The sequence below is a fragment of the Microcoleus sp. M2_D5 genome (assembly GCF_036701935.1).
Lineage (GTDB): Bacteria > Cyanobacteriota > Cyanobacteriia > Cyanobacteriales > Microcoleaceae > Microcoleus.
Window position 1 is genome coordinate 1 of sequence record NZ_JAUBRP010000061.1, and the last position, 24,836, is coordinate 24,836.

Below are 24,836 nucleotides of genomic sequence, written 5' to 3' on the forward strand. Positions count from 1 at the left end.
ACAACAAACTACATTGAAATTTAGTCGGATTTAACTGTAGCATATTTTGGGTTCCAGTTAAGATGCGTTTACCCTGATATATAACAAGGGTTGTAGGGTTTTATTACATTAAATTCGTAAATTGCATAACTTAGATGTATTTACTGCATTTTATGGTTGAATTCTATGCCTTTAGTGTAATTTATTGCCATAATTAGTTATTAAAATAGATGTATGATGCTAACCGTTTGCGATAGACTACTAACATTTTTTGGACGAGGAAAAAAGAATGGAGACTACAGCACAGAAAGAAGCCCCAACTCAGCCTGTTGAGGAAGTGAAAATTCAGAATATCAACAGTTTGGAGTTTGAGCTTTGGGCTAAAGCCGTGAAACGGCAGATGATTGCCGCACTCTCTAAAAAGGGCGCGATTTGACATCTGTGGGTTTTTTGTGCACAGGTTGTGTTAATTAATTAAATTAACAAAATTTTTGTCTGCATTGTTGTCCGAGTTGCGGGAGGGGCAAGAGAAAGAATTTTCCTTTTTCCGAGTTTTGGACGTACAGGTGGAAGGAAGCCGGGTTTTTTTACGAAAATACTTCTGTTGCGATGGGCAGAAATGGTAAAAAACCCCGGTTTCTTTGTGTCATATCATGTCTGATCGAGTGACCGCGATTAAAAGGGCGGGTTTTTGAGATTGTCATTTATTGGCAGATATTTTTCGTGAACCCGCCCTTACCGTATTATGGGTAATCGACCGGACATAATATCAAGAGTGCCTCCGGGACTGTTCTATCTGCCGAATGCTTTCTGCCAGATTACGATCGCTTGTCAACTGCCGCCAGCAAGCGCAGACTTCCGTCTTGAATCTGCACTGCTTTCACCGTTCCTACAGCAACTCTTTGTTGACCGTTAGCCATCGCTACCTCAATCTTAATCTTGGGGTCAGCCTGCAAGCCCAGCCGCCCCCAGAGCCACTTAACTTGAGTAGCAGGAAAAGAGCTTACTTCTACATCAGAAAAGGGCGAATTAACCCAGCGGCTACCGTCGTAAAAACTCGCTACCTGCACCTGATACCAAACTTGTTCTCCCGCCAATTTTAACTCGTTGTTCGGTTCTGGTTCCAGCCACTCAGCGGGATTGACACTGTTAATTAAAGTAGCAGAACCCATAATTTGACTCTTGTGGTATTCTAAACTTTCAGCCTGAGAAACTGCTTCCTGAAGTTTGTTGACCAAATTCCGAATTCGAGTTCTTGTTTCGCTGTCAGTATCTGATTGCTGGTCGAGCCAATTCATCGCCTCGCGAGTGCCGTCTTGAGACGCTACAATCAGGGCGCCCCAAGCCTTGACATCGGCGTCAGCGGCATTCACTCTCAAGGCGGCGTCTATGCGGTTCCAGATCCGCCCGCCGTCATTTTTGAGGGTTGTGGCTATTTCGTGAGAGTTGCTCGGATCGGCTTCAAATACTTGCAAAGCTTCAGTCCAGCGGCCGTCGATCAATTCTGCGAGAACTTGTTGACCGGGACTGGCCCAAGATGCGATCGCCTGAGCACGAGTAATTTTAGCGTGAAATTCGATCGTTTCTAGCTGAGCTTGCGCGACTGCAGGCCAATTTTTGCCGGCTTTCCCCTTCGCCACACGCATGACATTTAATGCTGGAGACCACAGGCCGCTTTTCGCCAGTCGCAGCCCATTTTTGTAAGTCTCGTCATTGAAGGCAATTTCTTCTAAAGAAATCGCCGTTAACTGAACTGGGTTGGGCAAAAATTTGCGCGGGCCAATTTGATAAAGGGTAAATTGCGGCTCTAAACCAACTGTTTGGTCGATCGCCAACTGCGGGTTTTCGCCCTTAACAATTTGCTGCCAATTCGGCGGTTGTCCGGCCGCACTCGCCCACTCCAACAGCGGCATTAAATGATTTTGGCTGGGGTTGTAGCGAACGACTTGTCCGTAGGGAATTTTCTTGTCGCCCTGCTTTAGTTGACCGCTGACATTAAACCAAATGCCAGAGGCGGGGGGCTTGCCGTCAAAGCGGCGCAGTTCTGTGAGGGGTAACGACTGATTCGAGGCTTGATTGTCAGATGTAGAGTCAGCTAAAGAAGCAATGACAAAAGATTCCGCAGGGCCTTCTACATTCACAGAACTTGCTAACTGAAAATACTGTTCTTTATCGGAACTGCGATCGGGAAGTTGCACTCGCTTGTACACCCGAAGTTCGACAATTTGACGGCAAGGATTTTTGCAAACTGTAGAAGCCTTAACAGTTCTTTCTACCATCACCGGTAATAGCAAATCGGAAATAGAATTATCGCCGGCTCGATCGACGGGAAGCGGCAGGGGTTCTCCGGTTACGAATCCCAATTTGCGGATGCTGGCTTTGATTTGATCGAGAGTTTGGATCGAATCTCTGCTACCTGTAGGCAGGCGCGACCATTCCGGCACAAATTGAGAGATCAACTTGTTGCCATTGGGATCGACGATGAGCTGATAACTCAGCCAAGCGCCGCCTCCCATCAAAGCTGCACAGCCACCCAAGATGCTGAGGGCTGTCAAATTAGCTATCAGTCTTTTCCAGGGATATCTGGCGCGAGTTCGGGGAGTAGGTATTGGAAGCTGGGACTCTTGAAGATTTTTGGGGCGTCGGGTTTGGCGCCGGCGTCTTGTCGGGGGAGGAGCAACTTTGGGATTTTCTGGGGGTTTGGCTCGATTTTTTGAGGGATTAATTTTGTGTTCCATCATGCCATTTTAGAATTTAGATTTTAGAATTTAGGGTTTAAAATTGCAATAGCCGATCGTACTGCCGACCTATGATATCCCAAGTGTATTGGCTTTCAACGAGCGATCGAGCGCTGACAGAGAGCTCCTGTCTTAGCTGCTGATTTTCAAACAAACTGGCGATCGCCTCAACATACTCCTGAACATTGTTGGCCCGCAAGGCCCTTCTCAGTTGCGGGCCACCATCGACGGCTAAACCCTCCAAACCTCGATCGCTAGCAACCACGGGAGTTCCCGCAGCCATCGCCTCCAAAGTTTTATTTTTAATCCCAAAACCAATCCGCATCGGCACCACACAAACAGCAGCTTGATGCAAATATTCTGCCACCCTTTGCACCCGACCTACTACTTGAATTCCGGGGAGTTCCCCCAAGGCGAGCACTTCCGGGACTGGCGAAGCCCCTACTAAGGTGAGGGTAGCATCCCGATAGCGCTGCTGCAAAGGCGGCAGTATTTGCAAACTCAGAAACCGCGCCGCGTCAATATTGGGCAAATTGTTCATTGCCCCTGCAAAAATTAAGGTGTGTCCTCCCGGATCGATCGACCGGTACGGAAATTGAGTTAAATCCACGCCGTTAGGAATTACATCAATGGGAGGTACAAAAAAATCTTGTTTTCCTCGCACCCGAACCGGAGACAACAGCAATTCTAGAAGTTGCTCTCTGTCTGTGGATGTTGTCGCCACAATGCGGGAGAATTTGGAACAGTAGCGTTTTTCGTAGCGGGCGAGTAGGGGTAAATTTAGTCGATCGCGCAGGGGTTTTTCCGAAGTGCCGGTGGCTAACATTTCCCTGCAAGTTCCCCAAACGGAACTGTGAATGTTTGCCACTGTCAGCACTTTTTGCCGCCATTCTGGACGCACGTAAATCTCGTTAACGCTGTGTTCGCAGGTGACAACATCGCATTTGCCTGCAGTTACTAATTCGTCTGCCCAATTCTGCATTGCTTGGGAGTAGCTTGAGAGTACGTTGGGAGGTGTCCCGGACAACAAAAATCGACTGAATCTGTGGAATTTTCCTATTATTTCAGAGAACCCCCCCTCAGTCCCCCCCTTGTTAAGCGGGGGAGGCAAGAAGCCTTCCTCAAGCCCCGGCTGCACAGTTAGCCCCCCCTTGCCAAGGGGGGGTTGGGGGGGTGCTAGCGGGGAAGCAAAGAAGCCCTCTTCAAGCCCCGGCTGCACAGTTAGCCCCCCCTTGCCAAGGGGGGGAGGAAAGAACCCCCCCTCAATCCCCCCCTTGTTAAGGGGGGGAGGTAAGAATTCTTCCTCAGTCTGCTGGTTAGGCGGGGGAAATAACAGCTCCTGAGTCTCCTGATGGAGTCTTAGCCCCCCCTTGCCAAGGGGGGGTTGGGGGGGTAATCGCGGGTGGGGAAAAACTGCTAATTCTGTGACTTGCCCTCGTAATGCGTCGATTTGTGCGTCGGTGACATCGGGCGATCGCACAGTACCGAGAATTACATCATGCCGCCGGTTCAAGTATTGTAATAAATTAAACGTCCTTACCTGAGTTCCTCCGCGGCTTGGCGGATAGGGAAAAGTCGAGGAAAGCATCAAAATCTTCATGGGATGTGGAATAAACTGAGATGTTGCACCATTCTCAATTACTTGTTTAGGAACAGGCTTTTCGGCCTGTTCCACAAAGAGTGAATTTTATCGCTTCACAGGCCGAAAAGCCTGTTAAGCGAGAATGGTGCAAGATGTGAAATAAATAAAGTTGCCGCTGGCGCGATAAAATTGATCGATCAAACCTTTTTAACAATCTTCGCACCTATGGACGAATTATCTGTCAAGGCGCTGCTGGAAGACTTGAAAAAGCCCGACGAAAGCGTGCGCGATCGCGCAACTACAGAACTCTGGCGCACTTGGTTTAACCAGAAGGGTGACTATGGGATGCAAATTCTCAGGCGATCGCAAGTTTCGTTAGATGCAGGCGATGTTCACCACGCTTTGGATTTGCTGACGAAATTGATTGCGGAAGCGCCGGATTTTGCGGAAGCTTGGAACCGACGTGCGGTACTGCACTATACCCAAGGAAATTATAAAAAGTCGATCGACGACTGCGAAGTTGTTCTCAAACTGAACCCGGTGCATTTTGGGGCTTTGCACGGTCTGGGTTTGTGCTACGCTGCCTTGGGAGAATACATAAATGCTATTCAAGCGTTTCGTCGCGCTTTGGAAATTCAACCTTTTGCTTTGGTGAATCAAAAGTTAATTCTCGAATGTACGGCTCGTTTGAGTTAAAATACATAGGGCATAGGGCATAGGGCATAGGGCATTGGTGGTTCTTTTTTCTGGAGTGAATTGCAAAATTTTTCGACGATTTCAAATCTAAAATAGTATAAATTTGTGCCGAAAATTAGCGTTTGCATTCCTACTTGCAATCGAGTGCATCTACTGGCTTGTGCGATCGCCAGCGTGCTAGATCAAACTTATACAGATTTTGAATTAATTATCTGCGATGACGGTTCTACTGACAGCACTCCTCTGTTGATGTCGGAATTTGTCGATCGCCCGATTCGTTACATTCGCCACCCGCAGAATATCGGCAAGAGTAATAATATGCGATCGGGCTTTGCGGCGGCAAGGGGCGAGTATTTTATCAAGTTTGACGATGACGATCGCCTGAACCCGCAATTTCTAGAGCGGACATCGGCTATTTTAGATAAAGACCCCAGCATCGATTTTGTCAGTACAGATCACTGGGTGATCGACATTAACAATTATATAGACGAAAACCAGACGAAACTCAATTCGCAGCAGTGGGGGCGCACCGAGTTGTCGGCTGGAATTATTGAAGATTTGCTCTCCACAGTTTTTCTGAGACAAAGTTTGCAAATAGGGGCGACTTTGTTTCGGCGCCGCGCCCTGGAAGAAGTCGGATTTCTGCGGCCGAATTTGCAAAATTGCGAAGATAACGATTTGTTTGTGAGACTTGCGATTTCGGGCAAAAAGTGCTATTACTTGCCGGAGCTGTTGATGGAGTATCGAGTTCACGCAGGACAGCAAGGAGTCGATCGGGCAATTCCGTATTTAAGCGATAAATTGCGCTATTTGACCGGCTACGAATTTGATTCCGAGAAGTTGGAAACAGTCAGGATCAAAAGGATTGCAGAAACTCAATTAGCGCTGGGTTTGCGGCTGATTGAGGTGGGTGAAACTGCAAAAGGACGCCTGATGGTGCGGGAGGGAAAGTCTGTTTCTGCGGCGAAAATGTGGGCAGGTTTGGGATTGTCGCTGCTGCCAGTGGAGTTGCGTCCAAAGGCGTTTGAGTTTGTGCGAGAGTTGATCAAATAAGGAATGAGAATTAAATAACTTAGAATGCGTGATGGTTCTTGTGGGATGGGCCTGAAAGCCCGTCCAGAAAGGGCGGGCGGGACGCCCATCCCACTTTCAAGAGTGTAAATTATTTAATTCGCGATCCTAACCATCAATAAGAGTTATTAACTATCAGCAGGGGATAATATATTAATTTATTAGAGTACGGGGTTTTGTTTGGCCTTGAGATTTACTGAGATTTGGCTCGATCGAGAATTTGCCGGCGATTGTTCCGAGAGTCTGCAGCAAAAAATAAAAATTCGATCGGACACGTTTTAGATTAAATTAAGAAATTAAGAAATACTGAAAATTAAGTATTTACGACTTTGACATCGATCGGGCACGACTACAGACCTTTCCTTGGGTCTGCCCTGCTTGTGCTATCTGTGAGGCGATTAGGGAAAACTTTTGCCCTGAGAGTGGGTGAAGGGATCGAAGTCAGCATTGTTAAATTCTATCTATTTTATTAATGCACCACTCATGTCAATCACTAATCGGATTAGTTTCAATAATCTCCAGGGCGACATATTCGGCGGTGTCACGGCTGCCATTGTCTCGCTGCCCCTGGCCCTCGCCTTCGGGGTCGCTTCGGGAATCGGGCCGATCGGGGGACTGTACGGTGCCATTTGCGTTGGCTTCTTTGCGGCGCTGTTTGGCGGCACCCCAACACTGATTTCGGAACCCACGGGGCCGATGACTGTGGTGATGACTGCGATCGTCGCATCCCTCACCGCCAGCAATCCCGAACAAGGGCTAGCAATGGCGTTTACGGTTGTGATGCTGGCGGGGCTGTTTCAAATCATCTTTGGTATTTTCAAGCTAGGGAAATACATCACCCTGATGCCATACAGCGTGATTTCGGGCTTTATGTCGGGAATTGGCGTGATTTTGATCATTCTGCAAATTGCACCGTTTCTGGGTCAAGCCCCTCCCAAGGGCGGTGTTTTGGGCACTTTTATGGCAATTCCGCAGTTGCTGGCAAACGTAAATCCGCCGGAAGCAATTCTCGGTATCTTGACGGTGGCAATTATTTTCCTGATGCCCAAAAAGCTGAAGAAAATCGTACCCCCGCAATTGATAGCGCTGATTGTCGGCACGGTAATTTCCCTGACTGTGTTTCAGGGCGCGGATATTCGCCGGATTGGAGAAATTCCGGTGGGACTGCCTCCCTTGCAATTGCCGACTTTTTCCGCCGGTCAACTCACGGTGATGTTTGTGAATGCGGTGATGCTGGGGATGCTGGGCTGTATCGATACCTTGCTGACGGCGGTGGTGGCGGACAGTCTGACGCGGACTGAGCACAAGTCCGATAAGGAGTTGATCGGTCAAGGAATTGGCAACATCGTATCGGGGATCTGCGGTGGCTTACCGGGGGCCGGGGCAACGATGGGAACTGTGGTCAATATTCAAACAGGCGCGACTTCGGCGCTGTCGGGTTTAACTCGGGCGTTGGTGTTGCTGGTGGTGGTTTTGGGGGCGGCGAAGTTAACTGAACCGATTCCGATGGCGGTGTTGGCGGGGATTGCGCTGAAGGTGGGGATTGATATTCTTGACTGGAGTTTCCTGAAACGATCGCACAAAGTATCTGTTAAGGGTTCCCTGATCATGTACGGGGTACTGTTTTTGACTGTGTTTGTGGATCTGATTGTGGCGGTGGGTGTGGGCGTCTTTATTGCCAATATCCTGACTATCGAACGGTTGAGTAGTTTGCAGTCTGCGGGAGTGAAGCTGATTTCCGATACGGATGATGAGGTACTCATCAGTCAGGAGGAGAAGCAACTTTTGGATCGGGGTAAGGGGCGCGTGTTGCTGTTCTGCTTAAGCGGCCCGATGATTTTTGGGTTGTCGAAGGCGATTTCCCGCGAACACAATGCTATGAAGGATGCGGATGTTTTGGTGATGGATCTGACTGCTGTGCCCATGCTGGGGGTGACGGCTTCGCTGGCGATCGAAAATGCGATTCGCGATGCCTGCGATAAGGGTTTGCAGGTTTACATCGTCGGTGCCAGCGAGAAAATTCAGCAGCGCTTGCAGAAGTTGGGATTGTTGGATCTGATCGCGCCAGAGCATTTCCTGAGCGATCGTACCGCAGCCTTGCGACAAGCCGTCGCTGTGGTTGACAACAAAGGCATCCCCTTGGGAGCGCCTGTGTAACAAGGCGCGAATTCGCCAAAATAGTAGTGGTTTAGCAGGAGTGCCCGTTTTTCCTGCTATTTCTATGGCTCGATCGGCCCTTTCATCTTGTTTCCGGTTGCATCGGTATTGTTCAAGTGTCCAAACAGTCAGTTGTCCCGAAAGCATAATTTTAGCCAACAGCCAACAGCCAACAGCCAACAGTCAACAATCATCTCGCTCGTGCGTGCAGAAATTATCCCAATGATATAGCGGGTAGCCACGGAATATCTGTAATGCCGGGGTCGCAGCCAAGTTGTTTGAGCAGTGTGGTAATTTGCCCTCTATGGTGAGTTTGATGATTGAACATATGTGTCACCAGAACCCAAGTCGGTAGCACGCGGCATTTACCATCTACATTGCTGGTGTACTCAAACGGTTGACTCAACCAGTCAGAATTAAGGTGTCTAGACCATTCTATAATTTGCCGATCCGTTGTCTCCCGTTCGGCTCTCAAAGCCTCAAATTCAGCATACAGTTCTTGACCGATAACGGTACCAGAAAATGGGTGAAGAGTGAAACGACCCATCCATGCTTGGTCACCATACAGTAAGTGATTCAAAGTGCCGTGAATCGACTTAAAAAAGGCACCCATATCCTGTTTGCGCTGTTCATCAGGAATTGCCGATCATACAGAATATATCTTTTGGTTCATCCAGCAATTGTACTCTGCCATTAGCTGGTAGTAGCTACCGTCGTACATACTCAAAACTTAACCACATAGTTTGAACAACTTACATTATACAAATAGGTCTTTCACAATACTCCTGACTCTAATTGGTCTAGATAAATAAACTCAGGAGCTTTAACTCCGGCTTCTTCTCTAATTTTAACCAGTCTAGGCGACTCAAAGAACGCTCTTGCATCTGTTGTTGATGTCCACGCGGAGAAATGAACGATTTTATTGGGTTCATTGTCATACTTCAAGACCTGATAGGAGCGTTCTCCAGCTTCTTTTCGGATGCTTTCAGCACGATCGAATACCTGTTTCCAAGCTTCATAATTTTCTACTTCATGAATAATTAAGACATAGTGCATAGTAATAAATTTTATGGAAACTTTAAGTTGGTGATGCTGCAAATTATAACAGGCGATCGCACATTTTTTTGCCTAAATTGCGATCGCCCCACGTCCAAAATGCAAACCTGTCATCAATGGAAGCGATTTCTTCCTTTTGGTCGCAATGACATACTTATGTATCAAGATTTACGTAACAAATGGTTTGACGCGCAAATTATAGCGGTAAGACTCCATGCACAACGCACCCTAGATATAGAGGTTATGCGTCCAGGACTGTAAAGTAGTAAACAGTACCTGATGTAAATAAGTGTTTCCTAAATATCGTGTCTATATTTTCTGAAATTCCGACTGTGTGGCTGCAAATTTCCCTCGTGGGTATTTGGCTGGGCTTGATTTTACTGGTAGCTGAGGGCTTAAATCGCTTTACTCCTGTAGATCCTGAAGTATCGCGGAAGGTGGTGCACATCGGTACTGGAAATGTGATTTTGCTGGCTTGGTGGCTGGAAATACCCGGTTGGGTGGGGATTTCGGCGGGAATTTTAGCAGGTGCGATCGCCCTAATTTCTTACCAAGTTCCGATTTTGCCCAGTCTTAACAGTATCAACCGGAAGAGTTGGGGGACTTTTTTTTATGCTGTTAGTATCAGCGTTCTTGTAGCTTGGTTTTGGCCGCTACAGCATCAGGAATACGCTGCTTTGGGCATTTTAGTGATGACTTGGGGCGACGGATTGGCTGCTGTCATCGGCCAGAAATACGGCAAACATATTTATCGAGTTGGGGGAATACAGAAGAGTTGGGAAGGTTCTGCAACTATGTATTTGGTGAGTTTTGCTATTAGTAGTTTGATTTTGCTGGCGGTTCAAGGCGCAGTTTGGCAAACTTGGGCTGTGTCTGCTGTTGTAGCTTTGGTTGCTGCTACTTTGGAGTCGGTTTCCAAGCTGGGAATTGACAATCTGACTGTGCCCATTGGCAGTGGGGCGATCGCCTTTTTCCTAAATCAATTTTTAATTGGTAATGTGTAATCTGAATTTCCCCCAGGGGGCTTTGCTGGATACAGGTAAGCTGTTACGCATTTAAATTGGAAACTTGGGACAGGCTAGAAGCCCGTCCCACAAGAGTGTTATTGATTTTTGACACACAGTTTAAATGTAGAACAGCTTATGAATGCAACATTTCGCAATTACTATAAACCAAGTCGGGTGAGTTTTGTTAATTCCAGCGAAAAGATAATTCATACCGTGAATCAGCAACGCCAATTATCAATTTTATAAGTCTCGTTAAAGCAGGCGACGTGCTTGTAAAATTTGTTGTTGCCATTGCTCGAAAGCGGGGATTTTTGAGCGATCGTCTGTTGGAAACATCCCCCTTATTTTCTCCATCAGCTCGATCGCCAGCGGTACGCCAAGCTGCAATTGTTCCAACACATCCCGCTGAGCAAAAACGGTTTCCGGTGTTCCTTCTAAAATTAGTTTTCCTCGATCCATGACAAACACCCAATCAGCCCAGCGGTAGATAAAATCGAGGTCGTGACTTGCTAAAAGGATGGTGGTTCCGGCGCTGTGAATTTGTTGGAGTAAACCGATCAGTTGTCGGGTGTGACTCGGATCGAGATAGGCGGTAGGTTCATCTAACAGCAGCAGTTTGGGCTTGAGAACCATGATATCGGCGATCGACACCCGCTTTTTCTGCCCTAAACTGAGACTGTGAATTGGTTCGCGGGCGAGTTCGCTTAGATCGAATTGGTCGATCGCCTGCTGCACCTGTTGAGCAATTTCGGATTCTCTCAAGCCTAAATTGTACAATCCGTAGGAAATATCTTCTTCTACCGTCGAAGCTACTAATTGATGTTCGGGATTTTGAAAGACGAGTCCGATTTGTTGGCGCAGTTGCATCAAAGATTTGCGATCGTAGCGAAAGGGTTCACCTTGCCAGCTAATGATTCCCTGTTGCGGTTGATACAAGCCATTTGCTAACAGAAAAAATGTGGTTTTGCCACAGCCATTTTGACCGATCAGCCCGCACCGTTTCCCAGCGGGAACTTTGAGATTTAAACCCTGAATTGCCACTCGCGAACCGCAGGGATAGGAGTAGGAAGTGCGATCGAATTCGAGAATCCATTCAGACATATTTGTTATTTGTTATAGCCTTCCAGGCTCTGCCTGGGAATAAATACCCGGAGGCTATGCCTCGAATTACCGATTACCGATGAATGATTACCAATTACCAATTACCGATTTCCATTGTATAGCAATCCTTGCAGGAGTCGTAAACTTTTTACCCCACCCCAACTCTCCCCTTATCTAGGGGAGGGAGTAAGAAATTCACAAATGATTGAGAATTGCTATATTTGTGTCAGCCTCGATCGGATTTTGCCAACTGCCAAAGTTGCATTTCATAACAGAGATGTTGCTCAAAAAGTTGACTTGCCTCCAATCCTTCAACCACCAGCTTCTTGAACCAGCGACGAAATATCCAGCGCAGGAATTTGTGGACGGGGGGAAGTGTAATCGCAATCAAATCCGCAACATAAATCATTGTGTTCAGTCCATAGCGGCGGAAAGTATCGACATACAAATCGATTGTCGGTACAATATGAGCGGAAATATCCTCAGTTTTTACTAAAGTGAATCCAGCTTGCTTTAATGCTGCATGAAGTTCCGTAACAACATGACAATTAGAGAACATTCCCTCTTTATAATTAGCATCAGATCGCAGCATATCAGCCAGCAAAACATAACCACCCTGATTGAGGATTTTGGCGGCACCGTTAGCAATATCAACAGCCGACATATACTGGCTACTTTCGCTAAAGAGAATAAGATCGTAGAAATGGGTTGCTTTGAAGTCTTCAAACCTGGTGAGGTGGAAGATTGCCCGATCGCCCGTACACTTGAGGAAGCGCTGTTGTTGGAAAGGATCGGGTGCGAGCCCTTCCACTGCAAAAGCTCGATCGAGCAAATAAGCCGCATTGCCGCCAATCCCGCAACCCACATCGAGTATCGTATGAGTGCCTTTGGGGATTGCATCTAACAGTTTTACTGTATAAGCTTGCTGAGCGACGCGCAATCGTGCGATCGTGAGTTCGTCAGCGGGTACAGGTAGGGTTTCCCAATAGCCGTAGTGAAGGTAGGGCGAATCTGTCAGGCCCAAATAGTAATTAAGCGCTGCATTTTGGTAGCGAGTTACTTTAGAAATTTCGATAGATTTTGGCTGCGACATTGGGAAAATTTAGTAAGTTTTAGGATTGCGGGCAGAGTTGAAATTCTTCCCAGCGCTTGCATACCTGTTCATAGCACTCAACCGGAGAAATTGCCAACTTTTGCAACAAATTGATATCAATGTTACCGTGGGCGATCGACACAAATATAATTGCTTCCTTGGGCTCGTAGCTATCAATGATTTGGAGCAGATTTAAAACAGTGTTATCCTCTATTTCTAGTTGTTGCAAATAAACAGTTGCCTCCAAGTCCGAAATAAATTGCAGATCGTACTTGATAGTATCTACGCTCCAATTCACAGAACCGTTAATGGGAGTATTGATTTTGCAAGCAACCAAGCCTCGTCCTCGATGCAAAAAACCATTCCAAGCAGTATGTCCGATCGGCAAAATATTCTGATGAATAAACAAGTTTTGCCAGTAGCCAAAACTACCCTGCCAAACACTATCTTCCACTCGCATTTCTTTTCATTTCCATTAAAATAAGATACGCTTCAGAACCCAGCTCGCATTACATCAGCGTTCATCTGTGTTCATCTGCTGATATCTGCGGTTAAAAAACCCCAATTCAATAATTTAAAAAATAATAAACTCACCATCATCCATACCTCGCAGATGAAAAACATGATTGCAAACAAATCGGCGGGCATTCTGACTCAGAGAAGCAAGAATCTCATTACAGTTGCGGGACAGCGCCGGATTCGCACCGAACTTTCCCCCTTGCGTCTGATGTGTGTTTTTCATCAGAGCCGATCGATATACGGGAATATTACCACTATTTGGGATATTTGCCAAAAAACCGTCCGCCTATTCACCAAACTCAATATTTTCATACAAATCCGCCAGCGAAATTTCCACAGCAACAGAGGTTAAACTGAGCCGATCGCCCATACAGCTATATTCCGAAAAAATCCACTTATTCGCATCAGTTTTAGAATATTGCTCGACCTGTAGCCGATACTGGTCGATTAATAAATACTCCTGAAAACTAGGAATACTGCGATAGGCAGCAAACTTTTCATCGCGGTCATAAGCTTTAGTACCTTTAGATAGCACCTCAGCAATCAGCAGCGGATTGGTAATTGTATCCGTCCGTCCAGATTGCAACTCGATCGGGCGCGCTACCACCATCACATCCGGGTAAGTATAATTATTAAGCTGCGGAACCCAAAGCCGCTGATCGGATGCAAAAATACTGTAAGGTTTACCCTTAAGGCCCACCCTCAAAATAGCATTTAAGATGCTCGTAATTTCATTGTGATCCGGTGTGCCGCCAGCCATCAGAACAATCTCCCCATTGATAAATTCATGCCGGTCCTGAGAATTGATTTCCAATTCTAGATATTCCTCAGCGGTGTAGGTTTTGGTTTCAACTTGCGCGATCATACACAACGGTCTCCTTTAATCTACTCATTTCAGTTTATCTTAAAAATCCTTAATTAGAGGGATGATTTGTTATCTTTATTTCGATATTATTTGGATACCGCAGCTTCGGCTACGCATTCCCACGAATAGTCTGAGAAAAAGAAAAAGCCTGTAGGGGCGGGTTCGCCAAAAGCTTTCTCATGGTGCAGACAGGTTAAATAAACCCGCCCCCACCCCACAAACAAGCCCTTTATTAATAAAAATGATGCAAAATATGAGTCCGATCGCACTTAGGAAACTTATATTATGTCCGATCGATCGCGCATAATACATAAGCTGGGGCGGGTTTTTGAGATTGTCGGTTTTTGGCAAATATTGTTGGTGAACCCGCCCCTACAGGAATCATGGTCAATCGACTGGACATGATATTACTTAACAAACTTACCGCAGCGGGACGAAGTTATAGCCAGTGCTTCCTCCTTGTTTAACTTGCACTAAAATCGGCTTACCAGCCCGATCGCCCGCGGGCAAAAACTTCACATCCTCGCTCGATCCTGCTGTCGAAAAATTCGGATTTTTGAGTGCTTGTTGCAATCCGAACCGCGTATTGCTTTGCCGCAAGCCAGCGATGACAGCTTGAGTCGCGTCAAAACTCGTTGCTGTTCGCCAATTCACAATTCCTCCCCAACGCTGGCGGGCATTTTCTGGGAAACGGCTACCGGGATTAGTTTCAGGATGCCAGGGAACGGGCAAAACAAGCCCGTCAACGTCTTTTTGTCCGTCTTTTAAAGTTTGAAAGGTGCAGAGGATAGTGCTGCCGTAGAGTGGCAATTTGCCTCGATTGCTGCGAGCCAGAGAAATGGCACGGTCAATGCGATCGATGTGGGGCGCTACCATCAATCCTTGTGCACCTTTGCTGACAGCATTGGCGATCGCACTTTCCGCATTAAAAGAGGGTAAGGAAAAGTCGCAAACAGTGGGAACTAATTTGCCACCAGCAGCAGTAAGAGATGCCACAAATTCATCTTTAAATGATATGTTATTGGGTGCTTGGGAATCATAACGAATGGCAATATTAGTTTTGCGTTCTGTTTTGACTGCATATTCTGCTAAAGGAGCTGCCATTAAGCTAATATTGGGTACTGTCCGAAAGATGTAGCTGCCAAATCCTGATAGATTATTGGTAAAGCTCGTCTGGCGCTCCTGGTGCGATCGTTGCCGATGTAGATGTAGATGTAGGTCTATTTTAATTTTTGGCATTCAATAAACCGGGAAGGAACTTGTAGGCGTCCAACCAAATTAAGCCGATGGCAATAATAAAAATAATGGGGGTGGGCTGTTGTTTTTGTTAGTATCTTGATACAGAATTTTTTCTATTTATTTTGATACTGTAATTATTCATTCAACTAATGTTCACGTCAATTCATATAATTCATGAATTAAGTTCATAAAAGTCATACAGCACTTTCCAGGTAAGTGATGTACAGAGAAACCGGGTTTCTTGAATCAAACCGGTTTCTGGCGACAAATCCAGAAGAAACCCGGTTTCTGGGGTGTACTTTATAAACCTGGAATCCGCTGTATTTGTAATAGCTGTTGCAACAAGTGCGATCGCCCTTATTCAAATCCGGCCCGCTAAACTAACGAGAATAGGAGAATTATCAACAATATTCCTGGAGGCGCGGGTGTTCAGAAACCGGGTTTTTTGCGAGAATACTTGGTTACAACTCACATCTTGCCTGTTCATAAAAAGATTATTGAGAATGCTGCAATATCTCAGTTACAACCTGCCGATTCTGTAAAAACCCGGTTTCTTTGATTGTGATGCGTAACTCCCGTTGATATTAACCACCGCCACCGTCACCGGCACTAATCGTGAATATAATGCAGGACTTACCCACTCCGACTCCTCGAAACCGGGTTTTTTACGAAAAGACGCGTTAGATCGCAGATTCGGTCAAAAAACCCGGTTTCTGACCCCCATTCGTCCAGGAATAACAATAAATTTAGCCTTGAAATACCGCACTTAACAAAGTTAAAACCGTGCAACCAAACACGGCTTCCAATGTATATCTTCGCGAAGGTTTATAAGGGTAAGAATTCCAAACGCGCAATTCTCCATTAAAGCCGCGCGACGCTAAACTAAGCGAAACTTGACGGTAGTTTTCCAAAGTTCGCTGAAGCAATTGCCCGATTAAAATACTGAAACTCTGCATTCCCCGCTTCCAAGTGCGGTAGCCGCAGCGCGAGTTTTGTGCTATCCAAAGTTCATCGGCGATCGCCAATAAGCTAAAAATAAACCGATACATTAGTAATAGCAGTTCTGTGACTAACTCTGGACAGCGTAATTGTCTGAGAATCTGCAAAATTTCGGTAAATGGCACCGTCAAGAGGATGAAATACATACAGCTTGTCGAGGCGAAGGCGCGGGCAAATAGCAGACTCACTTGGTATATTCCGGTGCGGCTCACATACAGATAAAAAGTGCCGGTACTAATGCCCCAACCTTGCCAAATATCCCACTGAATTTCCTGGATTTGACTTAACTCAACCGCACCCATCGCCAAAGCAGGCAAACTTGTCAGCAAAAACATCAACGGTAGCGACAGCAACCGCAAATACAGTTTCCCCGGAATGCCTGCATAGACGACGATCCAGACGGCCAACCAAAGGCCGATCGACAATTGGACGATCGCCCCAGAAACCAGAGACAGAATTAAAAGGGCGATCGCAAAGGATAACTTGTGAGATGGTGGCAACCCCCGCAAGCGATTTGTATAAGCCAGACTATCAATCTGATGGTTCATTCCGACGGCTATTCATCATCAGATTTTTGTCGCTGCGATCGCCCCTTGTACAGCCCGATCGCATATCCAATTACGCCAGCCCCCAGCGCCGCTTGAGTCGCAAACAGCAAACTTTCAATTTCTCCGCTAGCAGGCTCAAAAAAATGGTTAAACCAAGGTTGATACTCCGGTTGAATTTCCGCAATCGCTTTCTGTGCTTCCCCATCCGATCCGCCGTATTCACCCCGGACAAAAACTAGGGGAATAACGGCAAGCGCGATAACAGCAATTACCAACATCCAATTTTGTTGTGAAGTAGCTTGCTGATTGCTTGTGTTTCTTTTACTCACGGCTTATGACTCCTGTCTCAATAATTTCAAAGTTTCCAACTCCGGCTTCCCGTAAGAATGCAGCCAATTCCAGACCAATAGAGTCAACAATCCCTCACTAATAGCCAGGGGTACTTGAGTGATAGCAAAGATGCCAGCAAACTTGAGAAACGAAGCCATAAAACCGCCGCTTGCTGCCGGAAAAGCTAACGCTAATTGAATCGAAGTCGTCACATAAGTCAGCAAATCTGCCAAAGCCGCCGCACAAAAAATTGCCGCCCGCTGGCTACCAGTTCGCAACAGCAATTGATAGAGAAAATAGGCAGCAAAAGGGCCGACAATTGCCATCGAAAACATATTCGCTCCCAGCGTTGTCAAGCCACCATGCGCTAACAGTAACGTTTGAAACAACAAAACTAAAGCCCCCAGTACAGCCATCACCGAAGGGCCGAACAAAATTGCGCCCAAACCCGTACCCGTCGGGTGAGAACAACTGCCAGTTACCGAGGGAATTTTTAAAGCAGAAAGCACAAAAGTAAACGCACCGGCTAAAGCTAGCAATAGTTTAAGTTCCGGGTGTTCTTTTGTAATACGAGTAATCGATCGCAACCCAAAACCAAAAAAAGGCAACGCCACAATCCACCAAAATGCAGCCCATTGCACCGGCAAAAAACCTTCCGAAATGTGCATAGCTGCGGCGGGCGTTGCCGTGCCCAGGACAATATAACAACTCAAGCCAGCCATCAATCCCAAGCTGACCAATTTCCGATTTCTGGTCTTCACGCTGAACCTCGCAGATGAGACAATGTAAATTAACACATCGGCGGGCATCCTGACTCAGAAAGCGACAAAACTCTCATTACAGTTGCGGGACAGCGCCGGACTTGCACCGAACTTTCCCCCTTTCCTCTAACGGCTGCTCCCCATTAGAACCGACTGGTTAGACATAGTTTAGTCGATCGCGTAAATCTCAGCAAATCTTTTACAAAAATTCATTTAGATTAAATCAGTCGAGATTACCTATCTTCTTCCTTCTATTCTTTCTCTTCCTTCGCGTCCTTCGCGCCTTCGCGGTTCGTTAAACAAATATTCTTTTAGTATTTATCAAGTAGTTTGTAGCCAGATAAACAAGTATCGCCAAACAAGTAAACGCTATAATATTAGTGAGTTTTGAGGAAAGCCGCCATGTTAGATTACAAATTTCCGAGGCACTGGCCCTCAGCCGATGAACTACCAGACTCAGATGAAACGCCTGTGGATAACGAACTGCAAGAACTAATACCAGGCTTGTTAAAAGCAATATTGCTCATACTTTGGGCAGAACGGATGGACTGGTTTTTTGGCATAGATATGGGTATTTATCATCACCCTGACGAACCGCCCATTGTCCCAGATGCTTTCTTAAGTTTAGGAGTAGAACGATTTTACGACGAAGAATTGCGTCCTAGTTACGTGCTGTGGGATGAAAATGTCATGCCACTTTTCGTGCTAGAAGTTGTTTCCCCAACTTATCGCAAGGAATACAGCACAAAATTAGACACTTATCAAGCTCTAGGCGTACTTTATTACGTCATTTATTCTTCCCGCCGCCGCCGTAAACCTCATTTGGAAGTACACAAGTTAGTCAATGGGAAGTACGAGTTACAGCCAGGACATCCTGTTTGGATGCCTGAAATTGGTTTAGGGATTGGTTGTGAAAGGGGAAGTTATTCTGGGGTGACAAGGGAGTGGTTGTATTGGTATGATGCCGATGGAAAACGTTATCTGACTCCTGAAGAACAGGTGAAAGAATCAGCCCAGCGCGCCCAACAGGAATCGCAGCGCGCCGATCGATTGGCCCAACGTTCCGATCGACTAGCTCAGCGATTGCGGGAGTTGGGGATAGATCCTGATAATCTGACCTGATGGCAATCCAAAGCACAACACTGACGCACTCTTGACGCTCAGAAACCGGGTTTTTCAACCGAGATCGATCGTCCTCAACGGAGGATTTTCTGGAAAAAACCCGGTTGCTGCCTCCAGAAATGTGTGAATATTTATCGCAAAAATCAGGAAATATCGAGCTAGATTTGGGAACAACAGAGAGTTGGACGGCAAACATTGAGATGCAGCTCGAAAACATGAAAATCAACAGAGGTTATTAAATAATGGTCATGAATCTGCGTTCTTACGATGTCATCTGTTTTGGTGATGAAGTTCCAGGAGTTCTAGCTGTTATCTCTGCCTCCAGAGAATATTTGCGCCAAACAAAGCGTTATCCGCGAATTCTACTGATGTCTAAAGGAAGCTTGCAAGAAGGAATTGGCGGGCATTTGGTAAGAGGCGGTCTTGCTTATTTAGATAGAAGTCAGATTAGTGAAGAACTTCAACAATCTTTAAAATTAGATACCTTTGGTTCACCCGCGACAATCTATAAAGAATTCTTACAAAAATCCGGTGTCACCGCAATTGCACTTGACCCCCGCAAAGCCAGTGCAGCGCTGAAAGAAATGCTGGTAAAAGCTGGGGCCGATCTCCTCAGCAAAGTAGAAATTAAATCAGTCAGTAAAGAAGGTCAAAAAATTGTCAGTATAACCACCTCTCAAGGCGTAGTTTATGCCGGCAAGCAATTTATTGATGCCACTGTCAATGCCGAATTAGCTCAAGCTGCCGGTGTGAGAAAGCTGAAGGGATTTGAAACATTTGGTCTGCCTAATTCAGAACTTCCAGTCACCCTCGTTTTTGAAACCCAAGGACTCAGTGCAAGAGCACTGAAAGAATTCGATTATATTTATTTACAACGCTTTACCAACCTGGCCGATGCAGAGAGTCAAAAATTTTTGCTGTACGCGGCAGGCAAGGATGCCAAATTAGCAGAAGAACTCCGGCGGGAAATGATCGACACTAGAGGCAATCTCAAAACTCTGTGGGCGGGTAACGATTACATCGATGTTCGCGCGCCGGCTCTGTCTGTAGCTTACCACTCATTTAGAGGAAGAAAACTATCTTTTTCTGAAACTGGCGTAATTTTAGATGAGGGAAATATAGCAATACTTCCAAATGACCGACTTTCGTGGAATGCGCTTTTATTTGCAGTCACAGCCAGCGAAGCCGAAGCCTTAGCTAGAAGCGGGAGCAAACCCACGGCTAATATGCAAAGAGAGATGTTATTTATTACAACTTGGCTGAGGAGTTTGGGGGCTACTTCTGTTACTTATGCCTCAGAACTTTATATCAGACACGCTGGCAATGTGACGGGAGTTGTAGAACCTTTAACTGGCGCACAAATGCTGTTAGGTGGCGTACCTGCTAATGAAGCCCTGGCAACATTTAGCTATCATTTTGATGTACGGGGAGGCATCCAGGGTATTGGCGAGAAAGCAAACAGTCTAGGATGGTTTAAAAGTCTGAGTTTTAAACAGCCTATCTTTAATATTGGCATCCGCCACGCATTAATTAAAAACGTTCCTAACCTGGCAGTAGTCAGTCCGTGTTCTGGATTTGAAGGGTTAGCCTGTTCTGTCGGCAGAATAGTTGAATTCAACGCCGCAGTTGGTCAAGGTGTGGGTATCGCTGCGGTTAATGCTATTCTAAATAACAAAAATCTAGCCGATGTATCTAACAGAGAAGTGAGACAAGTTCTCGCCCAAACAGGCCAGTTACCTAAAATTTTTGGAGTTCCAAATAATGGTGATGGAATGCTATTGGCGCAATTTGAGAATCTTGTCAGTTCGGATGCTATTGCGTAATAGCAATTTCAACAAACAATGCAGCAGTAGGCCCGATCGGGGAACGAAACTCAACACAAAAGTTTTTAGCAAGAAATGAGTGAAACTGGTATTAATATTATTTCCGCTTGGTTTGTAGTGAGGAATGCAAGTCCTCTGCATTTTACAGCATATTCCATTTATATGCGGTACACACAATCTTGTTGTAAGGTGCGCCGCCATCAACAATCTGCAAGTTCCATTGAACCATAGAACAGCGACGCACCCTACATAACTGATTTCGGTAATATTAATTTCGATGCTACCGGATTTGATATAACGACCTGTTCGTCGATCGACTGTATTAGCCTACTTGCTAACAACAAATCCTTACTTCTTCTGCGGGCACTTCGGATGAATGCCCCCCTGCAAACAAATGTAAGCAATTTGACTTTTATCTAAATTCTTAGCCTCCGCAAAATCAACTCCTAGGAATCTACCGGATTTACTACCTGTCGTGGGATTTTGAATAAATTGATCCGAAGCTGCTTTCCCGATAAACACAGCGCCTTTAAAATCCGCTCCCGCTAAATTCGCGCCCCTAAAATCAACCGAACTCACCTCTGCATTCCGAAAATTGGCATCTTGCAACCGAGCATCTTTTAAATTCACGTTGGCGAGTTTAGTCGAAGTCAAATTGGCATTTTGTAAGTTGGCGCCGCTCAAATCAGCACCGGATAAATCAGCGCCTTGCCATTCCGATTTAGACAAATTTGTCAAGGACAACTGAGCGCCTTGAGCCTTCACTTTGCCCAAACGCGCACCTGACAAATCCGCTCGCGACAAATTCGCACTTCCTATATCTGCTCCGGTAAAACGGGCATTTCTTAACATTGCTTCCTGTAAATTGGCTCCAATTAAAATAGCACTGCTGAAATTAGCTGAATTCAAATTGCCGTTTGACAAATTAGCTTTGTTCATGACAGCGCGCACAAAATTAGTCCCGTTCATTACAGCACTGTTCAAAGACGCCCCGGTCAAATTTACTCCTTCCAAATTAGCGCCGCTCAAGTCAGAAATCCAATCGTCAAATGTACCCGGACGCCTGTCTTCGCCGGTGCCGTAAAAGCGAGTTCCCTGCAAGCTGGCATTGGTTAAATTGGCATTTCTCAGCTTAATTCCCGACAAGTCAACTTTGTTTAATACTAAAGTAAACTGAGACGGGCCGGCAGGGCTTTGAGCTAAATCCGTGCGGCTGAGATCCGCGCCGTTGAGTTGGCTGCTATACACTGTGAGAATTTTGCCGATCGCCCTTTGTACTGTTCGCTGGCGGGCGGCCGCTAACTCGCGTTCCGGGGCCTTGCCGCCAAACCGCAGGGAATCGAGGTCGTTGCTGAGGGCTTGATTCAACCGCTGCAACTGGGGCAAAGCTTTCGGGCCGCTACTGACTAAAGCTTGCTGGATCGCGTCCAGCATGGCGCGGTTGTCTTCTTGAGCGAGCAAATCCGCTAGCAGGGGTACGGCGCGGGAGTCTTCCACCGCCCCCAAAGCCAAAATAGCCGATCGCCTGCCGGATGCCCCCAAGGCCGATGTGGGAGACAATTTGCTGACTAAAGCCACAAATAATTCGTCGTTCCGCTGCCGGGAATCTCGCATATTTGCTTGAGTTTGAGTGTAGATGAGAGTCCCGACAAACAAAGTTAAAATCAATCCCGCGCTGCCGACGGTAACTATCACTAAAGTCGTGCCAGGGTGTTGGCGCATCCAATTCCACAAACTGGCATTTGCTTTCAGGCCGCTTTGTGGAGTCACAACCAAAGCCGCAATCTGCGCGTCTTCCTCAGTCCAATCTGGACTCTTGACAGGATTGTCAGACAGTTGATTCGATCGAGCGTTGACCACCAAAGTATTGGCGAGGCGATCGTGTCCCGCTTGCCGTTTGTAGCGCCACGCAAAAGCCCCGTCTGCGAGCACTCCCAAGCCGCTGAGTCCCCCTAAAATCAGCAAATCTGGAAACGCACCGCTCAAGCGCCAAATGCCGTAAGCGACGCCCAGAGGCACTCCCCAGCGCCCCAAACTTTCGCGAATTAGCACTTGCCCAAAACCCGGAGGAGTACCCGACGCGGTGACAACTTTGACGCCGAACCAGCGTTTGGGGATAGTTTGACCTGTTCTGGCGAGCAAAAACAGTTGCCACCCCGCTAAAACTGCAGGTGCCAGCAGTGCCCCCGACCAGAATAGATTAGTTAGGTGTGCGACTCTGGGGCTGCGATCGCGCATCGGTATGCCCAAAGTACGGGCGACAGTTTCGGATGCTGCTGCTACTGAGGAATTGAGTGGCGCTGTTTGAGATTCATTGTTGACCAATGCCCCGATACTGAAGGGAACGAGGGCGCTGGCCGCAATTAACGAAATTTCCACTGCCCAAGCGCCGCACCTGCGAACCAGCAGTGGCATTTGCTTGGATTGTGTTTGCCAAGACGGATCGGGTTGATTGATGCCGCTGGGCGCGGTGGGGTTAGCCATATTTAGAAATTCCTATTATTTGTCGTTATTTGAGGACTGGGGGGAAATTGCCAATTTATACGCTATGTAGATTAGCACTCCGAGAACGGCAAGAGTCATCAGCGCTGAAATTAGCTGTACGATGCTATTGAAGACTGTCAGGACAATTATCGATGCCAAGGCAAAGGCTGCCACCTGCCCGGGTTTGGGGAGTCTTTGAAACTTGTCGAGTAATTGATTGTAGAAGGTTCCGACGGCTTGATAGCTGTCTGAATTTTGTGTGATGAGCGGCGATCGTTCTACTTTAGCTTTTAGTTCTCCGATCGCTTGCTGCCAATTGAAGTTATTTTGAGGATTCATAAAAAAATTCGGAAGTTATTTTAGATTAATGTGTTTGGAACTGCCATTATCCCCTACCGTCAAAGAACTATAACCAAATGCCATTGTGTGAGGAAACATGAAGATCCATTATCCGGGCGATCGCGGCAAACTGTGGTTTAGCTCGATCGTGACCCTAGCCTTGGCAATGATTTTAGCGGATGCCGGTGCCCTTCGGAGCCAACCGCTGCAAATTGCTCCGGGATTTCCCGAACCGCTGCGAGTTTCTGGAGTTTCCGGCGGCCCGAACAATAGCGGCGACTGCGGTTTTGTGTCCCAAGGGCCGAACCACGTCATCGAAGTAACGCAGGATTTGCCTTACTGGCGGATTGCAGTACAAACCGCTGGAGCTCCGAGTTTGATGGTTCAGGGGCCGAGGGGGCGTTTCTGCGTCCTACCGGCGAATGCTGCTGCGGGGAATGTAGAATTTTCCGGTTACGGGGACAAGGGGACTTATGTTATTTTTGTGGGCGATCGAGCTCAAGGTCAACACCCTTACTCTCTCTCTATTTCCCAAAAGCGAAATTAACTATACAACGGGATTTGGACGCTTGCTGTGAGAAAATTGCTTTTTGGCGATCGTAAATCGCCGGAGTTCTGACAGCAAGTGCGGGGAATACCGATTTCATATCAATTTTGTATTTGTTCTCTAACCCACTTGCGAAACAATCTGAGAGTTTGACTCGTGCCCGCTGTTTGGCTTTGTTCGCAATATTGAGAAATTGCTGCAATAATTGGCAGATTGGGAAAAGTCGGACTAATTTCAGATTCAACATATTTCCCATCTTGAAGCACATTAATCTGAAGCTCGTTATTTTCATAGCGCCATATTTCAGGTACTCCCAGCGCCTCGTAAGCGTCCAGTTGAGTTTGCGAAGTTAGATCCACTTCAATTGCTAAGTCAGGCGGAGGATCGACACTTAAGTCGATGCGCTTTTTACCAATCATTAGAGCATAATTTTGAATGTAAAAGCAGTTGTCAGGTTCAATTCCTTGTAACATACTTTTTCGTTTGAAAGTGGTCGAACCAAAACATTCTCGATCGATTTCAAGTTCTTCGAGTAAGATTTTCACCATATCGCCAATAATTTCCTTATTGAATTCATGTTCTGGCAGTGGCATCCTAATCTCCAAAGTTCCTTGACTGTAAGCTATTCTAGAGGCACGGTGTTCTCCCAACTCTTCTAAAATTGCCTCAAATTCCTGCCAGTTGACATCATGAAACAGCACTCTCTGCCCTGGGGGTACACTGATTTGCCTTAATTGCAGCGTTACCATCTCAACCTCCGATTTATTTAACTTTATTATA

The 24,836-nt window shown here is 46.5% G+C and carries 23 protein-coding genes and 2 riboswitches; of the genes, 8 read left to right on the forward strand and 15 right to left on the reverse strand.

Translation table 11 applies throughout. The features are described from left to right. The first annotated feature begins 268 nt into the window (after positions 1–268). On the forward strand, positions 269–415 hold the full coding sequence (locus QUA50_RS21970; protein WP_332946242.1) for a hypothetical protein: 147 nt from the start codon (positions 269–271) through the stop codon (positions 413–415). Between the two features lie 382 nt (positions 416–797). On the opposite strand, the gene QUA50_RS21975 is transcribed toward QUA50_RS21970, so the two are convergent. Further along, on the reverse strand, positions 798–2,720 hold the full coding sequence (locus QUA50_RS21975; RefSeq protein ID WP_333266931.1) for a hypothetical protein: 1,923 nt from the start codon (positions 2,718–2,720) through the stop codon (positions 798–800). A 34-nt stretch (positions 2,721–2,754) separates the two neighbouring features. Next, positions 2,755–4,317: a glycosyltransferase family 4 protein gene (locus QUA50_RS21980; RefSeq protein WP_333266938.1), complete on the reverse strand. Its 1,563-nt coding sequence runs from the start codon at positions 4,315–4,317 to the stop codon at positions 2,755–2,757. Between the two features lie 207 nt (positions 4,318–4,524). Between QUA50_RS21980 and QUA50_RS21985 the strand changes: the two genes are divergently transcribed. The 3 genes from QUA50_RS21985 to bicA all read left to right on the forward strand — a co-directional run bounded on the left by QUA50_RS21985 (position 4,525) and on the right by bicA (position 8,223). After that, positions 4,525–4,995: a tetratricopeptide repeat protein gene (locus QUA50_RS21985; RefSeq protein ID WP_333266929.1), complete on the forward strand. Its 471-nt coding sequence runs from the start codon at positions 4,525–4,527 to the stop codon at positions 4,993–4,995. Between the two features lie 105 nt (positions 4,996–5,100). Continuing rightward, positions 5,101–6,048: a glycosyltransferase gene (locus tag QUA50_RS21990; protein ID WP_333266927.1), complete on the forward strand. Its 948-nt coding sequence runs from the start codon at positions 5,101–5,103 to the stop codon at positions 6,046–6,048. A gap of 501 nt (positions 6,049–6,549) precedes the next feature. Next, positions 6,550–8,223 (forward strand): bicarbonate transporter BicA, encoded by a 1,674-nt coding sequence (gene bicA / locus QUA50_RS21995; protein ID WP_333266925.1) that lies wholly within the window; start codon positions 6,550–6,552, stop codon positions 8,221–8,223. 214 nt (positions 8,224–8,437) lie between these two features. Here the strand turns inward: bicA and QUA50_RS22000 are convergent, their stop codons facing one another. Together QUA50_RS22000 and QUA50_RS22005 are read right to left on the reverse strand one after the other, a co-directional pair. Continuing rightward, entirely contained in the window at positions 8,438–8,863 is a 426-nt protein-coding gene (locus tag QUA50_RS22000) for a DinB family protein (protein WP_333266936.1), read from the reverse strand. A gap of 134 nt (positions 8,864–8,997) precedes the next feature. Beyond that, entirely contained in the window at positions 8,998–9,279 is a 282-nt protein-coding gene (locus tag QUA50_RS22005; protein WP_333266923.1) for an antibiotic biosynthesis monooxygenase, read from the reverse strand. Positions 9,280–9,584: 305 nt separating this feature from the next. Between QUA50_RS22005 and QUA50_RS22010 the strand changes: the two genes are divergently transcribed. Beyond that, complete coding sequence (locus QUA50_RS22010) at positions 9,585–10,283, forward strand: diacylglycerol/polyprenol kinase family protein (protein ID WP_333266921.1); 699 nt, start codon at positions 9,585–9,587, stop codon at positions 10,281–10,283. A gap of 255 nt (positions 10,284–10,538) precedes the next feature. Here the strand turns inward: QUA50_RS22010 and QUA50_RS22015 are convergent, their stop codons facing one another. The 8 genes from QUA50_RS22015 to QUA50_RS22050 form a co-directional block, all read right to left on the reverse strand. Then, positions 10,539–11,387 carry an ABC transporter ATP-binding protein gene (locus QUA50_RS22015; protein WP_333266920.1) on the reverse strand — a complete coding sequence of 283 codons (849 nt, stop codon included), beginning with the start codon at positions 11,385–11,387 and terminating at the stop codon, positions 10,539–10,541. A 226-nt stretch (positions 11,388–11,613) separates the two neighbouring features. Then, positions 11,614–12,480, reverse strand: a complete 867-nt coding sequence (locus QUA50_RS22020; RefSeq protein WP_333266918.1) for a methyltransferase domain-containing protein — start codon at positions 12,478–12,480, stop codon at positions 11,614–11,616. A gap of 19 nt (positions 12,481–12,499) precedes the next feature. Continuing rightward, a complete protein-coding gene (locus QUA50_RS22025; protein ID WP_333266916.1) occupies positions 12,500–12,940 on the reverse strand; it encodes a hypothetical protein in 441 nt (146 codons plus the stop codon). A gap of 162 nt (positions 12,941–13,102) precedes the next feature. Further along, positions 13,103–13,247: riboswitch (cobalamin riboswitch) on the reverse strand. Positions 13,248–13,285: 38 nt separating this feature from the next. Then, on the reverse strand, positions 13,286–13,864 hold the full coding sequence (locus QUA50_RS22030; RefSeq protein WP_333266914.1) for a Uma2 family endonuclease: 579 nt from the start codon (positions 13,862–13,864) through the stop codon (positions 13,286–13,288). Between the two features lie 420 nt (positions 13,865–14,284). Continuing rightward, entirely contained in the window at positions 14,285–15,103 is an 819-nt protein-coding gene (locus QUA50_RS22035; RefSeq protein ID WP_333266912.1) for an ABC transporter substrate-binding protein, read from the reverse strand. Positions 15,104–15,849: 746 nt separating this feature from the next. Next, positions 15,850–16,650, reverse strand: coding sequence for a cobalt ECF transporter T component CbiQ (gene cbiQ, locus QUA50_RS22040; protein ID WP_333266910.1), 801 nt, complete (start codon positions 16,648–16,650; stop codon positions 15,850–15,852). An 8-nt stretch (positions 16,651–16,658) separates the two neighbouring features. Then, complete coding sequence (locus QUA50_RS22045; protein ID WP_333266908.1) at positions 16,659–16,979, reverse strand: energy-coupling factor ABC transporter substrate-binding protein; 321 nt, start codon at positions 16,977–16,979, stop codon at positions 16,659–16,661. 3 nt (positions 16,980–16,982) lie between these two features. Beyond that, positions 16,983–17,702, reverse strand: a complete 720-nt coding sequence (locus QUA50_RS22050) for an energy-coupling factor ABC transporter permease (protein WP_333266935.1) — start codon at positions 17,700–17,702, stop codon at positions 16,983–16,985. A gap of 61 nt (positions 17,703–17,763) precedes the next feature. Next, positions 17,764–17,910: riboswitch (cobalamin riboswitch) on the reverse strand. A gap of 233 nt (positions 17,911–18,143) precedes the next feature. Here QUA50_RS22050 and QUA50_RS22055 point away from each other — a divergent pair. Next, entirely contained in the window at positions 18,144–18,863 is a 720-nt protein-coding gene (locus QUA50_RS22055; protein WP_333266906.1) for a Uma2 family endonuclease, read from the forward strand. 248 nt (positions 18,864–19,111) lie between these two features. Then, positions 19,112–20,686: an FAD-dependent oxidoreductase gene (locus QUA50_RS22060; RefSeq protein WP_333266904.1), complete on the forward strand. Its 1,575-nt coding sequence runs from the start codon at positions 19,112–19,114 to the stop codon at positions 20,684–20,686. Between the two features lie 348 nt (positions 20,687–21,034). On the opposite strand, the gene QUA50_RS22065 is transcribed toward QUA50_RS22060, so the two are convergent. Together QUA50_RS22065 and QUA50_RS22070 are read right to left on the reverse strand one after the other, a co-directional pair. Next, positions 21,035–23,170, reverse strand: a complete 2,136-nt coding sequence (locus tag QUA50_RS22065) for a pentapeptide repeat-containing protein (RefSeq protein WP_333266902.1) — start codon at positions 23,168–23,170, stop codon at positions 21,035–21,037. Positions 23,171–23,185: 15 nt separating this feature from the next. Continuing rightward, positions 23,186–23,509 (reverse strand): hypothetical protein, encoded by a 324-nt coding sequence (locus tag QUA50_RS22070; protein WP_333266901.1) that lies wholly within the window; start codon positions 23,507–23,509, stop codon positions 23,186–23,188. 97 nt (positions 23,510–23,606) lie between these two features. Here QUA50_RS22070 and QUA50_RS22075 point away from each other — a divergent pair, with 97 nt between their 5' ends. Continuing rightward, a complete protein-coding gene (locus tag QUA50_RS22075; RefSeq protein ID WP_333266899.1) occupies positions 23,607–24,056 on the forward strand; it encodes a hypothetical protein in 450 nt (149 codons plus the stop codon). A gap of 101 nt (positions 24,057–24,157) precedes the next feature. On the opposite strand, the gene QUA50_RS22080 is transcribed toward QUA50_RS22075, so the two are convergent. Next, positions 24,158–24,805, reverse strand: coding sequence for a Uma2 family endonuclease (locus tag QUA50_RS22080; RefSeq protein ID WP_333266897.1), 648 nt, complete (start codon positions 24,803–24,805; stop codon positions 24,158–24,160). Positions 24,806–24,836: the final 31 nt, after the last annotated feature.